This window comes from Streptomyces sp. NPDC002490, from assembly GCF_040296045.1.
Taxonomy (GTDB): domain Bacteria; phylum Actinomycetota; class Actinomycetes; order Streptomycetales; family Streptomycetaceae; genus Streptomyces.
Window position 1 is genome coordinate 1 of the sequence record NZ_JBEOWM010000015.1, and the last position, 13099, is coordinate 13099.

13 protein-coding genes are annotated in these 13099 nt (G+C 72.0%); 2 read left to right on the top strand and 11 right to left on the bottom strand.

What is annotated here, in order from left to right; genetic code table 11:
* Both ABT092_RS11945 and ABT092_RS11950 read left to right on the top strand, forming a co-directional pair.
* Window positions 1–617 (top strand): siderophore-interacting protein (locus tag ABT092_RS11945; protein WP_351242590.1); only part of this gene is annotated, 617 nt, incomplete at its 5' end.
* Window positions 618–721: 104 nt separating this feature from the next.
* The gene (locus ABT092_RS11950; protein WP_351242592.1) at window positions 722–1657 is read left to right on the top strand and encodes a pseudouridine synthase; all 936 of its coding nucleotides are present in this window, start codon (window positions 722–724) and stop codon (window positions 1655–1657) included.
* Window positions 1658–1664: 7 nt separating this feature from the next.
* Here the strand turns inward: ABT092_RS11950 and ABT092_RS11955 are convergent, their stop codons facing one another.
* The 11 genes from ABT092_RS11955 to ABT092_RS12005 form a co-directional block, all read right to left on the bottom strand.
* Complete coding sequence (locus tag ABT092_RS11955; RefSeq protein WP_351242594.1) at window positions 1665–3161, bottom strand: cytochrome P450; 1497 nt, start codon at window positions 3159–3161, stop codon at window positions 1665–1667.
* 165 nt (window positions 3162–3326) lie between these two features.
* Window positions 3327–3986, bottom strand: a complete 660-nt coding sequence (locus tag ABT092_RS11960) for a GTP-binding protein (protein ID WP_351242596.1) — start codon at window positions 3984–3986, stop codon at window positions 3327–3329.
* Entirely contained in the window at window positions 3967–4338 is a 372-nt protein-coding gene (locus tag ABT092_RS11965) for a DUF742 domain-containing protein (RefSeq protein WP_351242598.1), read from the bottom strand. Before ABT092_RS11965 ends, ABT092_RS11960 begins: the two co-directional genes overlap by 20 nt.
* The gene (locus ABT092_RS11970) at window positions 4335–4742 is read right to left on the bottom strand and encodes a roadblock/LC7 domain-containing protein (RefSeq protein WP_351242600.1); all 408 of its coding nucleotides are present in this window, start codon (window positions 4740–4742) and stop codon (window positions 4335–4337) included. Before ABT092_RS11970 ends, ABT092_RS11965 begins: the two co-directional genes overlap by 4 nt.
* Window positions 4739–6391: an ATP-binding protein gene (locus ABT092_RS11975; protein ID WP_351242602.1), complete on the bottom strand. Its 1653-nt coding sequence runs from the start codon at window positions 6389–6391 to the stop codon at window positions 4739–4741. Before ABT092_RS11975 ends, ABT092_RS11970 begins: the two co-directional genes overlap by 4 nt.
* Before the next feature lie 551 nt (window positions 6392–6942).
* Complete coding sequence (locus ABT092_RS11980) at window positions 6943–9753, bottom strand: DEAD/DEAH box helicase (RefSeq protein ID WP_351242604.1); 2811 nt, start codon at window positions 9751–9753, stop codon at window positions 6943–6945.
* 157 nt (window positions 9754–9910) lie between these two features.
* Window positions 9911–10864 (bottom strand): twin-arginine translocase subunit TatC, encoded by a 954-nt coding sequence (tatC, locus tag ABT092_RS11985; RefSeq protein WP_351242606.1) that lies wholly within the window; start codon window positions 10862–10864, stop codon window positions 9911–9913.
* Between the two features lie 47 nt (window positions 10865–10911).
* The gene (tatA, locus tag ABT092_RS11990; RefSeq protein ID WP_351242608.1) at window positions 10912–11196 is read right to left on the bottom strand and encodes a Sec-independent protein translocase subunit TatA; all 285 of its coding nucleotides are present in this window, start codon (window positions 11194–11196) and stop codon (window positions 10912–10914) included.
* A 340-nt stretch (window positions 11197–11536) separates the two neighbouring features.
* Entirely contained in the window at window positions 11537–11737 is a 201-nt protein-coding gene (locus tag ABT092_RS11995; RefSeq protein ID WP_351242610.1) for a hypothetical protein, read from the bottom strand.
* A 9-nt stretch (window positions 11738–11746) separates the two neighbouring features.
* A complete protein-coding gene (locus ABT092_RS12000; RefSeq protein ID WP_502968427.1) occupies window positions 11747–12061 on the bottom strand; it encodes a hypothetical protein in 315 nt (104 codons plus the stop codon).
* Window positions 12058–13035, bottom strand: a complete 978-nt coding sequence (locus ABT092_RS12005) for a helix-turn-helix transcriptional regulator (protein WP_502968430.1) — start codon at window positions 13033–13035, stop codon at window positions 12058–12060. Before ABT092_RS12005 ends, ABT092_RS12000 begins: the two co-directional genes overlap by 4 nt.
* Window positions 13036–13099: the final 64 nt, after the last annotated feature.

A 13099-nucleotide genomic window follows, 5' to 3' on the forward strand; every position in this document is an offset into this window, starting at 1 on the left:
TCCCCCGCACCCAGTGGCCCGTGACCCGCACCTACTCGGTACGGGCCTGGGACCCCAAGACCCGCGAACTGGCCATCGACTTCGTCGTGCACGGGGCGGAGGGCATCGCCGGCCCCTGGGCCGCCCGGGTCCAGCCCGGCGAGGAGATCCGCCTGCTCGGCCCCGGCGGCGCCTACGCGCCCTCCGCAGACGCCGACTGGCACCTGCTGGTCGGGGACGAGAGCGCCCTGCCGGCGATCGCCACCTCGCTGGAGGCCCTGCCGCCCGGTGCCACGGTCCGCGCCTTCGTCGAGGTCACCGGCCCCGAGGAGGAGCAGCGGATCGACACCGATGCCGAGGTGGTCTGGCTGCACCGCGGAGAGCGCCCGGTCGGCGAGGCCCTGCTCGCCGCGGTGCGCGCCCTGGAGTTCCCCGACGGTCGCTGCCAGGCGTTCGTCCACGGCGAGGCGGGGTTCGTGAAGGAACTGCGCCGGCTGCTGCGCCTGGAGCACCAGGTGCCCCGGGAGGACCTGTCGATCTCCGGGTACTGGCGCCTCGGTCACAACGAGGACGGCTGGCAGGCGTCCAAGCCGCAGTGGAACGCCCAGGTGGAGGCCGAGCAGGAGACCGCGGCCTGACCTCCCGAGAGCTCACCGAGCCGAACCCCCAGGGACCGGAGCCCCCTGGGGGTTCTTCGGGTCCGCGACCGGTCCACTGCCCGGGGACTACCCTCGGCAGCACGATGTCCCGCACCCGACGCAAGAGTCCCGCCCCGCTCCCCCAGCGCCAGGGGATCGACGCCGCACGGCTGCGGCTGCCGTTGACCGGCGGTCCCTGGCGCACCGTCCGCGACCACCTGGTGGAGCGGTTGGCCCCGCCGCCCGAGGTGATCGACGCGATGCTGACGGCCGGCGAGTTCGTCACCGCCGACGGACGTCCCCTCGCGCCGGACGCCCCGTACGCACCGGGCCTGACCCTCTGGTTCCACCGGGAGCTGCGCCCGGAGCCCCCGGTGCCGTTCCCGCTGCGCATCGTCCACCGCGACGCGCACATCGTCGTGGTGGACAAGCCGCACTTCCTGGCCACCACCCCGCGGGGCGGCCACGTCACCGAGACCGCCCTGGCCCGGCTGCGCCGGGAGCTGGACCTGCCCGCCCTCGGCGCCGCGCACCGTCTGGACCGGCTGACCGCCGGACTGGTGCTGTTCACCGTCCGCCCCGAGGAACGGGGCGCCTACCAGGGCCTGTTCCGGGACAAGCGGGTGTACAAGGAGTACGAGGCGCTGGCCCCGGACGATCCGGCCCTGGACCTTCCGCGCACGGTCCGCAGCCGGATCGTCAAGGAGCGCGGGGTGTTGACCGCGCAGGAGGTCCCGGGCGAACCGAACGCGATCAGCCGGGTGGAGCGGCTCGGCCCCGTTCCGACGGACGGACGGCACGGGGCCCTGGCGCGCTACCGCCTGCTGCCGCTGACCGGTCGGACCCACCAACTGCGGGTGCACATGAACGCCCTGGGCGTGCCGATCCTGGGTGATCCGCTGTACCCGGTGGTCCGCGAGCCGGTGCCGCCCGGGGACTTCGGCGAACCGCTGCGGCTGTTGGCGCGGGTGCTGGCGTTCACCGATCCCGTCACGGGCGTGGCGCACCGTTTCACCAGCGACCGCGCGCTCGCCCCGTAGCCCGGGGTCAGCTCCCCCGCCACCACTGGGCGAGCCGCCACCACACCCCCTGTTGCGCCGGGTCCGGTGCGGGGGCGACGGGTTCGGCGGTCGGGGGGAGCGGAACCGAGGCGGCGCCGGTCAACTCCCCCACTGCGGACAGCGGTGCGGGGGTGGAGACCTGCCAGTCACCGGCCATGGCCACCGGCTTGCCGATGCTGGGGCGGGCCCGGACGTCCTGCGGGGGCCGCGGCGCGAAGACCACGGGGAGCTCGACCAGGTGGCGGGAGAGGATGGTCGAGCGCCAGCGCAACTGCGTGGGGTCCGAGGCGAGCCGGACGTCCGGCAGCCGCATCAGCAGGGCGTCCACCCCGGTGTCGGCGATCGCCCGCCCGATGTCCTGGCCGGGGCACTCGTGGGGACCGCTGCCGAAGGCCAGGTGCGAGCGGTTGCCCTGCATGTTCGCCGACAGGTCCGGACGGACCGCGGGGTCGAGGTTGCCCGGGGCGATGCCGAAGATGAGGCCGTCGCCGGCCTGGATGCGCTGTCCCCCCAGTTCGGTGTCGCACTTGGCGAAGTAGCCCACCATCGCGGAGAACGGGGGCTCGTCCCACAGGGTCTGCTCCACCGCTTCGGGCACGGTCATCTGGCCGCCGTTGAGCTGCGCCCGGAACCGCGGGTCGGTGAGGACCATGCGCAGCACGTTGGCGATGAGGTTCGCGGTCGCCTCGTAGGCCGCGACCAGGACCAGCCGCAGGTGCTGGGCCACCTCGTCGTCGGTGAGTCGGGACTCGTGGGTGATGAGGGCGCTGGTGAAGTCCTCCACCGGCTTCGCCCGACGTCGGGCGACCAGGTGCATGAGGGTGCTCATCACGTACTCGTTGCTGGCGATGGCGGTCTCGGTGCCCTTGATCATGTCGCGGGCGGACTGCACCATCCGCTCGTTGTACTCCTCGGGCATGCCGAGGATCTCGCACATCACCGCCATCGGCAGTTGCTCGGCGAACTGGCTGACCAGGTCGGCCTGGCCCCGCTCGCAGAACTCGTTGACGAGCCGCTGGCTGTAGCGGTTGATGTGGCGCCGCACGCCGCGGTGGTCGATGGTCGCCATGGCACCGGTGACGGCGCCGCGCAGCCGCTGGTGTTCCGCCCCCTCGGCGAAGCTGCAGATCGGTTGCCAGGAGTACACCGGCGCGAGCGGGTGGGCGGGGCCGACGCTGCCGTCGAGGACGGCGGTCCAGTGGCGGGAGTCCCGGTTGTACTGGGAGGGGGTGCGCACCATGTGCAGGTTCTCGCCGTGGCCCAGCACGGCCCACATGGGGACGTCGTTGTGGATCAACACGGGTGCCACCGGCCCGTGTTCGGCGCGCAGCTGCTCGTAGAGGTCCGCGAGGTCCGCATCGGCCTCGGCGCCGTGGATGCGCCGGCGCCCGACACCGGCGCCGTGTGCGGGACAGCCGGGGGGCGGGGACGCGGTGGGGTCGCCGAGGGGCGGGCCGGCGGGGAGACGGGGCTGGGTGGTCACGTGAGTGCTCCGAGGAGTCCGGGGATGGCTCGTGGGCCGGGGGGACGCCGGCAGGTGCCGGAACGGGCGAAGGGTTGTCGGGGACGGTCGGCCGCCGGGGCCGGGGACGGCCCGGCCGGCCGGGCGGCAACGGGGCGGCGCGGGCGGACGCCCGGTCGGACCGGGTCAGGCGCGGGCGCCGGTCAGCGAGTGCAGGAAGTGCATCAGGGTGAGCAGGGCGTCCCGGCTGGACGCCCGGAGCCGGGCGTCGCAGTTCATGATGGGGACGTACTCCGGCAGGTCGAGCGCGACCCGCAGTTCCGTCATCGGGTAACGGGGCGCGCCGGGGAAGTCGTTGACGGCGATGACGAACGGCACCCCCCGTTCCTCCAGGCGCCCGATGACGTCGAAGCTGACCTCCAGGCGCCGGGTGTCGACGAGGACGACGGCACCGAGGGCGCCCTCGAACAGCCCGTTCCACAGGAACCAGAACCGCTCCTGCCCGGGGGTGCCGAACAGGTACAGCACCAGTTGCTCCGTGATGCTGATCCGGCCGAAGTCCATGGCCACGGTGGTGGCGGTCTTGGAGTCGGAACCGTAGTCGTCGTCGACCCCGATGCCGGCCTGGGTCATGGTCTCCTCGGTCGTGAGCGGGCGGATCTCGCTCACGGCCTGGACCATGGTCGTCTTGCCGACCCCGAAGCCTCCGACGATCACGATCTTGACGGCCGCACTGGCCGTGGCCGGCAGATGGTCCTCGGCACCCGGGCCGCTCCGGACACCGGTGCTCTGAACGGGGACGACGGGCACCGCGCCCACCGCGTCCTCATAGCTTTTGAAGTCCATGCATCACCGCTTCGAGAAGGGATCGATCGGGCAGCGCGGAACGCACGATCGGCGAGCGCGCCTGCACGAGTTCGGCCGCCAACAACTCCGTCAGCAGCAGGGTCACGACACTGAACGGCAGGTTGAGGTAGGCCGAGATCTCCGCCACCGACAGGGGGGACCGACAGAGCCTGAGCAGTGCGGTCTGCTCCGGCGGGGCGGTGGGCGCGGGATCGGCGCGGGTCACGATGAGCGTGACCAGGTCGACCTCGGCCCGGCCCTCCGCCGAACCCCCGGTGATGACGTAGAGGCGTTCCGGCTCCTTCTCCTGGACGGGTTCGGGGGGACGGCGCTGGCGTTGCGGAGCGGTCATGCCGTCCGTCCGTCGCGCCTGGGCGGACTGGTCAGATGGGCGCCGATGCGCACCACGAGGTCGCGCATGCGATTGCTCATCAGACCCGCGTCCACGGTCTCGTCGGCGAGGACGGCGAGAAAGGCACCCGCGCCCGCGGCCATCAGGTAGAAGTAGCCGCCGCTCACCTCGATGATCACCATGCGCATCCGGCCGTCGCTGTCGGGGATCTCGCCGGCCACCGCACTGGCGAGGCTCTGGAGTCCGGCGCACGCCGCGGCGAGCCGGTCGGCGGCGTCGGGCTCCCCGCCGTAGCGGGCGATGCGCAGCCCGTCCGCGGACAGCACCACCACCTGACGGGTCTGCGGCACACCGTCCGCGAGCTCCTTGAGCATCCAGTCGAAGTTGGCGCGCTGCTGGATCACGTGCGGTCCCCCTCGTCCATGAGGTCGTCGTTGTGCGGGTGGGTGCCGAAGTGGCCCGCGTGCGCGGTGCCGTTGACCGCGCCCTCGGCGCGGTGGACCGGCTGGGCCGGGGCGGGTCCTTCGGCGGGGCCCTTGATGCCGTTCATGAACGCCTCGACCCACAGGCCCGGCTCGGGCTCCGCGGGCTTCTCGCCCTGCGGCGGAACGGGCAGTTGCCAGGGTTCCGGGGCGAGCGGCTCGGCGCTCTGGGCGGTGGCGTCGGCGTAGCGCTGGCTGAGCGGGGTGCGGACCCGGCTGCGCCGTTGGGGCAGACCGCCCGCGGTCCACTCCGTGACGACGGGGGCCTCGCCGTCCTGACGGGCGGCGGCGAGGTCGTCCTCGGGGCGTCGCGGGCCGGTGGTGGGGCGTCGCTTCTTCGCCTTGCGCTGCGGTTCCTGCACGGGCGAGCCGTCGTCGTTCACCCGGGGCACGGCGGTCGCCCCGATGCCGTGGGCGAGACCGGGTGCGGGGCCGGAGGTGAGCATGTCGCGCGGCACGATGAGCACGGCGCGGACCCCGCCGTACGCGGACTGCCGCAGGGACACCTGCATGTCGTACATCTGGGAGAGGCGGCCGAGGACGGCCATGCCGAGCCGAGGGGTCTCGCCGAGGTCCTTCAGGTCGATGCCCGCCTTCGCCTGGGCGAGCATCCGTTCGGCACGCAGTCGGGCCTCCTCGCTCAGGCTCACCCCGCCGTCCTCGATCTCGATGGCGATGCCGGTCTGCACCTCGACCGCGGTGACGTGCACCCGGGTCTGGGGCGGCGAGTAGCGGGTGGCGTTGTCGAGGAGTTCGGCGGCGGCGTGGATCAGCGGCTCCACGTGGGTGCCCTTGACGGCGACCTTGGCGATGGAGTGCAGGTCGACGCGGCGGTACTCCAGGATGCGGGACATGGCGCCGCGCAGCACGCTGAACAGCGGGACGGGCTTGGGCCACTGCCGGCCGGGGCGGGCGCCGCCGAGGACGGCGATGGAGTCGGCGAGCCGCCCGATCAGCGCGGTGCCGTGGTCGATGCGCAGGAGGTCGTCGAAGACCTCGGGGTTGCGCCCGTGGTCCTCCTCCATCTCCCTCAGTTCCGCAGCCTGTTGGTGCACGATCGCCTGGACCCGACGGGCGATGTTGACGAAGGCCCGCTGGGTGGACTCGCGCACCGCCTCCTCGTTGTCGACGATGTCGAGGACGTCCTTCAGCAGGGCGCGCTGGGTGTCGGGGAGGTCTCGGTAGGCCGGGTCGGCGTCGACCACGGCGCGCACCACGTCGGCGGGCGACTCCCCCTGGCGGAGTCGGAACAGGGCGTCGGGCAGCAGCTGACGACCGAGGTGGATCAGCTCGGCGTCCTGGGTGGCGAGGCGCTTCTCCAGGTACGCGGCGCGGTGGGCGAAGTCGGCCCGCAGGTTCCTCAGCAGCCGGCCCCGGCGGGCGGCCTCGCCGGCCGAGGCGAGGACCAGCACGGTACCGACCGCACCGCACAGACCCACCATCAGCCGGGACGGTTCCGGGACGGCCGCGATGCACCCGCCTGTCACGGCGGCCATCAGAACGGTCGGCAACAGCAGCACGCGCAGGTTGGGGATCTTTCGGCCACCGGGAGGCGCTTGAACACTCACCATGTATGCCCTCTGAGGGAGTCGGCTCGGGGATGGTCGGTATATCCGAATAATTGGTGTTTTCACGGGATCAGAACGGTTTCCAGTGTGAATTCTGGGTGCCGGGCGCGCCGCAGCATCCGGAACGATTCCCACCAACGGGAATCCCGGAGAACAAGCGAACGATTTACCTCATTCGCCTTAACTCAGCACGCTGCGGGCGAGCTTAGTGCGGCGCGCCCATCGCCGTGTCATATTCAGGAAGCACCTGAAATCCAGCAGCACGGGCCGCTACACTCGGCCGATTTACACGCTGGGGAGTTCTCCGCATACGAGGAGTGACGGAGCGGAGGCGTCCGAAGGCCCCGATCGTGCAGGTCACAGAAGGGGTGCCGAGACGGAGCGGAACCCCCGTGCGGCGGTGGAGCGCGCCCCCGGCCGACCCCTGCCGGCTCGGACCGCCCGAGTCCCGGTCACCCACGGGCGGGACCCCGGTCAACACGGAACGGCCCGTCCCCCTCGGAACGGGCCGTCACGTTTCTCCGGACGTGGGCGTCAGCCCGACGATCGCACCGTCATCCCACCGAGGAGTAGGCGACCACTCCACGCAGCAGGGCGTCCACGGCCCGCCGGGCGTTCTTCGGCACCGTCGACTCCCCGTCCACCGGGGCGGCCGCGATCTGTCCCAGCACGTCGATGACCTGCTTGCACCAACGGACGAAGTCGCCCGCCGGCATCTCCGCCTCGCGCAGCACCTCGTCCAGGCCCTTGCCCGAGGCCCACATGTACGCCGCCCAGGCGAAGCCGAGGTCGGGCTCGCGCTGGCCGACGCCCTCGGTCTGGCTGATCTTGAAGTCCTCCTCCAGGGCGTCGAGCCGCCCCCAGATGCGGACCATGTCCCCCAGGGCCGCCTTGGCCCTGCCGGACGGCACCTTGGGCGCCGTCGCGTCGTCGGCCGCCCGCGCCTCGTAGACCAGCGCGGACGCGCAGGCGGCCAGCTCCGCCGGGTCGAGCTGCTCCCACACCCCGGCCCGCAGGCACTCGCTGGCCAACAGGTCCAACTCCCCGTAGAGCCGGGCCAACCGCCTGCCGTTGGGGGTGACCTCGTCGCCCCGCAGGTAGTCGAGCTCCGCCAACAGGGCCACGATCCGGTCGAAGGTGCGCGCGATGGTGTTGGTGCGCCCCTCGATGCGCCGCTCCAACTGGTGCGTGTCACGGACCAGTCGGTGGTACCGCTCCGCCCACCGGGCGTGGTCCTCGCGGTCCGCGCAGCCGTGGCAGGGGTGGGCCCGGAGCTCGGTGCGCAGCCGGGCCAACTCGCGGTCGTCGGCGGCGGCCGCGCGCTGCTTGCGGTGCCGCTCGGGCACCAGGTGGCCTGCCTTGGTGCGCAGCGCCGACGCCAGGTCCCGACGGGACTGCGGGGAGCGGGCGTTGAACGAGCGCGGAATGCGCATCCGCTCCAGGGCCTCCACCGGGACCGGGAAGTCGATCGGGGCGAGCCGCTTGACCTGGCGCTCCGCGGTGAGCACCAACGGACGGGGCCCGTCGTGCTGGTCGAAGCCCCGGTGCCCGTTGGAACGCCCGGCCGGCAACCCCGGGTCCAGCACCAGTGCCAGCCCCGCGTACTTGCCGGTGGGCACGTGGATCACGTCCCCCGGCTTCAGCTTCTCCAGGGCTCCCGCCGCGGCGGCCCGGCGCTGGGAGACGCCCTGGCGGGCGAGTTCCGTCTCGCGGTCCTTGAGCTGTCGGCGCAGCCGTGCGTACTCCTCGAAGTCGCCCAGGTGGCAGGTCATCGACTCCTTGTAGCCGGCGAGCCCCTCCTCGTTGCGCTGGACCTGCCGGGAGATCCCGACCACCGAACGGTCGGCCTGGAACTGGGCGAAGGAGGTCTCCAGCAGCTCCCGCGAGCGGTGCCGCCCGAACTGCTCCACCAGGTTGACGGCCATGTTGTACGAGGGCCGGAAGCTGGAGCGCAGCGGATAGGTGCGGGTCCCCGCGAGGCCCGCGAGGTGTTCGGGGTTCATGCCGCGCTGCCACAGCACCACCGCGTGTCCCTCGACGTCGATGCCCCGACGCCCGGCCCGGCCGGTGAGCTGGGTGTACTCCCCCGGGGTGATGTCGGCGTGCTGCTCGCCGTTCCACTTGACCAGCTTCTCCAGCACCACCGAGCGCGCCGGCATGTTGATGCCGAGGGCGAGCGTCTCCGTTGCGAAGACCGCCTTCACCAGGCCGCGCACGAAGAGCTCCTCCACGACCTCCTTGAAGGTGGGCAGCATGCCGGCGTGGTGGGCCGCGATGCCGCGCTCCAGCCCCTCCAGCCACTCGTAGTAGCCGAGGACGTGCAGGTCCTCGGCCGGGATCGCGGAGGTGCGCTCCTCGACGATCGCCCGGACCTCTGCACGGGCCTGGTCGTCGTTGAGCCGCAGCCCCGCGTACAGGCACTGCTGGACGGCCGCCTCGCAGCCGGCGCGGCTGAAGATGAAGGTGATCGCGGGCAGCAGGCCGTCGGCGTCAAGGCGCTCGATGACCTCCGGACGACCGGGGGTCCACACCCGGGTGCGCTGCCGCCGCTCACGCTCGCGGTCGGCCTCGCGCACCCCGCGCCCGCGGCGCTTGTCCCGCCCCCAACTGGGGCGGGAGGACTCCATCCGGGCCATCCGGGTCAGATCCGGGTTGACCGCCTTCTTCTGGCCCTCGCCCTCCTCGAAGAGGTCGTAGACCCGCCGCCCGGCCAGCACGTGCTGGAAGAGCGGAACGGGCCGGTGCTCGGAGACGATGACCTCGGTGTCGCCGCGGACCGTGTCCAGCCAGTCACCGAACTCCTCCGCATTCGACACCGTCGCGGAGAGCGAGACCAGCGTCACCGATTCGGGGAGGTGGATGATCACCTCTTCCCAGACGGCGCCCCGGAAGCGGTCGGAGAGGTAGTGCACCTCGTCCATGACCACGTAGCCGAGCCCCAGCAGCGACTGCGACCCCGCGTACAGCATGTTGCGGAGCACCTCCGTGGTCATCACGACCACGGGGGCGTCGGAGTTCACGCTGTTGTCGCCCGTCAGCAGGCCGACCCGGTCGGCGCCGTAGCGCTTGGCGAGGTCGGCGTACTTCTGGTTGGAGAGCGCCTTGATGGGCGTGGTGTAGAAGCACTTCTTGCCCTGGCCCAGCGCGAGGTGCACGGCGAACTCGCCGACGATCGTCTTGCCGGAACCGGTGGGCGCGGCGACCAACACGCCCTTGCCCGCTTCGAGGGCCTGGCACGCTTCGACCTGGAAGGGGTCCAGTCCGAATGCGTACATCTCGCGGAAGGCGCCGAGGGAGGTGGCCTGCTCGGCGGCGCGCCGCCGCGACGCCGCGTACCGCTCGGCCGGTGAGAGATCCTCTGTCATCGTGCTTCCGAGGTTACCCGCCTCCGGTGACAGCAGGCGATCAATATCCGGATCGTCCTATCGGTGCTGGTCAGGGGAGTGTGGACGATCGGAACGCGACGAGGTGCCCCGGGTGGTCCCGGGGCACCTCGTCATCGTCGACGCCGAACCGCGAGGCTCAGGTGACGTCGTCGTAGCCGTTGATCCGCTGCTGACGTCCGGCTTCCGATTGCGGGGGCACGGTCGGGCCCGCTCCGACCGACTCGGCCGCACCGATGTCGGAGGGCGTGAGGTCCAGTTCCGATGCCTCGTCGTCGGCCGGGCCGGCCGCCTCGATCATGGCCCGGCGGCGGTCGTTGAGGAGCGAGATCCCCGAAGCGAGGAGGTAGAGCAACCAGATCGGGCCGGCCAGCGCCAGCATCGAGATCGGCTCCGTGCTGGGGGTGACGACGGCGGCGAAGATGGCGACGCCCAGGATCATGCCGCGCCACCAGCCGAGCATGCGCCGTCCCGTGATCATGCCCGTGAGGTTGAGCATCACTAGGAACAGCGGCAGGGTGAAGGACGCGCCGAACACCAGGACCATGCGGGTGATCAGGTCCAGGAGCCCGTCGAGGGGCAACTGGTTGTCGAGGTTGGCGGGCGAGAAGTCCAGGAGTACGGTCGCCATCGTGGGCAGCGTCAGGTAGGCGAAGTACGCGCCTCCGGTGAAGAGCGGAACACCGGCGGCGACGAACGCAAGGCTGTACTTCTTCTCGTTCTTGTGCAGTCCCGGCGCGACGAACGCCCACAACTGGTAGAGCCAGAGCGGCGAGGAACCCACCACACCGGCCATCAGGGACACCTTCAAGGCCAGCGTGAACGGCGTCATGAGGCCGTTCAGCACGATCCGGGCACAGGTCCCGTCCTCGCGCTTCGCCAGCTCGGAGAAGCTGTCCTCACATCCGACCGCCTCCAGCACCGGATTGGTGACGAACTCGACGATGTCCTTGTAGAAGAACGCGGCGACGATCGTGACCAGGATGATCGCCACCACCGCCTTGGCCAGGCGGTTGCGCAGTTCGCGCAGGTGCTCCACGAGGGGCATGCGCCCCTCGGGATTCTTCTCCTTCTTGCGGGCAGACTTGAGCAACCCACGTCCTCATCTCGTGCGGCAGGCCGGAGACACCCGGGGCTGCGTCAGCGCTGCGTGGTGTCCGTGTGCTCGGCGACCGGACGTGAGCTGGTCACGTCGCCCGGCGCGGCCTTGATGGTGCGCTGGGCCGGCGGCTGCTCCTTGTGCAGGGGCTCGGTCGGCGCGGGCTCCTGGCCCTCCGCCTTCATCGCCTTGGCCTCGCTCTTGAGGATGCGGGCGGACTTGCCGAGGGAGCGCGCCATGTCGGGGAGCTTCTTCGCACCGAACAGCAGCAGGATGATGACGAGGATCAGAGTGATCTCAAGCGGGCCGATCCGTCCACCGAACATCTACGTCTACCTTCTCACCGAGGCGGCTTGGGGCGGGTTGCTGACCGATCGGCCGGACCCCTGCCCGACCGCCGTGCTGGCAGCGATCGTAACGCTCCAGGGTGAACCGGGGGCAATCCCCGTCCGTACTCCCCGTGGCGGTGGTCCGACGGCTCGGCCGTCCGGCGTTCCGACCCGTGCCTCACTTCCCGGGCCGTAGGGGGCAGCCTACCTGCCCCTCCTCAGCGGCGGACAGGTCGGGAACGAGGGTTTGACGAGGTCGTTGCCGTTGTGCCTCGGCATCCGGACCGGTACGGACGGTCACCGTCCTCGAACCTCCCCGAGGGCACCGGGGGCGAGGCTACGGACGGGCGTCGTGCCCGGCCCGGGCGGCATCCACCGACGCCCGCTCCAGGTCCTCGGCGGCGCCGCCGATCCGGCGGGCGGCCTTCGACACCTCGCGCCCGAGCCGTTCGGCCGCCACGAAGACCCGCACCGCGAGCACCCCGAGGACCAGGAGACCGAGGAAGCCGAGGGCGATCGCGAACATGGGCCAGAACATGCGCCGAGCCTAGACGGTGGTGTGCAGGCGCAGCGTGCGCACCCCGCCACCGGTGAGGAGTTCCACGATGCGCTCGCCCGCCGGCTTGCGGACGGCGGTTGCGCACTCCGGGCAGGTGAAGGAGTAGAAGGTGGTGCTCGCGGATCCGCCGATGGCCAGCCGCAGGGCCGCGGCGGGCAGTTCGAAGCGGGCCCGGCAGTCCGGGCAGCCGGCGCGGAAGACGACGGGGGTCACCATCGCCAGCTCCGGCACGGCGGATATCTCGGACGCCTCGGCGCGGGCCGGTCCGTCGGGGGCGGGCCCGGGGCCCACGGGCGTGCTCACAGCGCTCGCTCCTGCGGTCCGGCGGACGCCGGGGGCGGTCCCTCGCCCCGGTCGTAGGCGGCGAGTGCGTCACGGGCCGCCCGGCGCGCGCTCGCGGCCAGCGCCTCGGGGGCGACGATGCGCCCGTCCCCGCCCAGTCGGAGCGCGAGCCGTCGCAGCGAGGCCGGGTCCGGGGTGCGCAGGGTGATGCGCAGTCCGCCGTCCGGGAGCTCCTCCGCGCGGTCGTGGGGGTAGTACTCGGCCACCCAACGGCCGCCGGGCCCGACCTCCACCACCACCTCCGGGTCCTCGGCCGCGGGCTGGACCAGTGCTTGGGAGAGGTCGCGCAGTTCGACCTGGGGCGGCGCCGACGGCTCGTCCAGGACCGTGATCTCCACCACGCGGTCCAGCCGGAAGGTGCGCCGCGCCTCGGAGCGCCGGCACCACGCCTCCACGTAGGTGTGCCCGATGCTCACCAGCCGGATGGGGTCGATCTCCCGCTCGGTGATCTCGTCCCGGGCGGGCGAGTAGTACCTGATCCACAGTCTGCGGCGCTCGGAGATGGCCCGGTCCACATCGGCGAAGACCCCGCCCTCGGACTCGAAGGTGACCGAGAGCCGGGCGCTGGGGGCGGCGGCCTCGCCCGCCGCGGCCTCCAGTTTGGCGGTCGCCCGCAGCAGCGCCTGCCGGTCGCCCTCGCGCAGCCCCGGCAGGGTGGCGACCGCCCGGGCGGCGACGAGCAGCGCGGTGGCCTCGTCCGCGGAGATCCGCAGCGGAGCGGCCGCCTCGGCGCTGAGGGCCTGCGGGTTGCGCCACCAGATGCGGTCGCCGTCGGTGTCGATGTCGAGGAGGTCGCCGCCGCGGAAGCTGGTTCCGCACAGCGGCAGCACGTCGAGGTCGGAGATCAGTTCGTCCTCGCTGATGCCGAAGGCCCGTGCCACGTCCTCCACCCGGGCACCGGGCCGCTCGCGCAGATACGTCACCAGGGACAGCATCCGACGGGTCTGGTCGATCGCGTTCGCCGGGCGCGCGGGCCTGGCCGGCTTTCCTGCCACGGTG

Coding starts and splice junctions, on each gene's coding strand:
- ABT092_RS11960 (WP_351242596.1), bottom strand. CDS start 3,986: ATGGACTTCAAAAGCTATGAGGACGCGGTGGGCGCGGTGCCCGTCGTC.
- ABT092_RS11995 (WP_351242610.1), bottom strand. CDS start 11,737: ATGTTCTGGCCCATGTTCGCGATCGCCCTCGGCTTCCTCGGTCTCCTG.
- ABT092_RS11965 (WP_351242598.1), bottom strand. CDS start 4,338: ATGACCGCTCCGCAACGCCAGCGCCGTCCCCCCGAACCCGTCCAGGAG.
- ABT092_RS11950 (WP_351242592.1), top strand. CDS start 722: ATGTCCCGCACCCGACGCAAGAGTCCCGCCCCGCTCCCCCAGCGCCAG.
- ABT092_RS11980 (WP_351242604.1), bottom strand. CDS start 9,753: ATGACAGAGGATCTCTCACCGGCCGAGCGGTACGCGGCGTCGCGGCGG.
- ABT092_RS11975 (WP_351242602.1), bottom strand. CDS start 6,391: ATGGTGAGTGTTCAAGCGCCTCCCGGTGGCCGAAAGATCCCCAACCTG.
- ABT092_RS12005 (WP_502968430.1), bottom strand. CDS start 13,035: ATGCTGTCCCTGGTGACGTATCTGCGCGAGCGGCCCGGTGCCCGGGTG.
- tatA (WP_351242608.1), bottom strand. CDS start 11,196: ATGTTCGGTGGACGGATCGGCCCGCTTGAGATCACTCTGATCCTCGTC.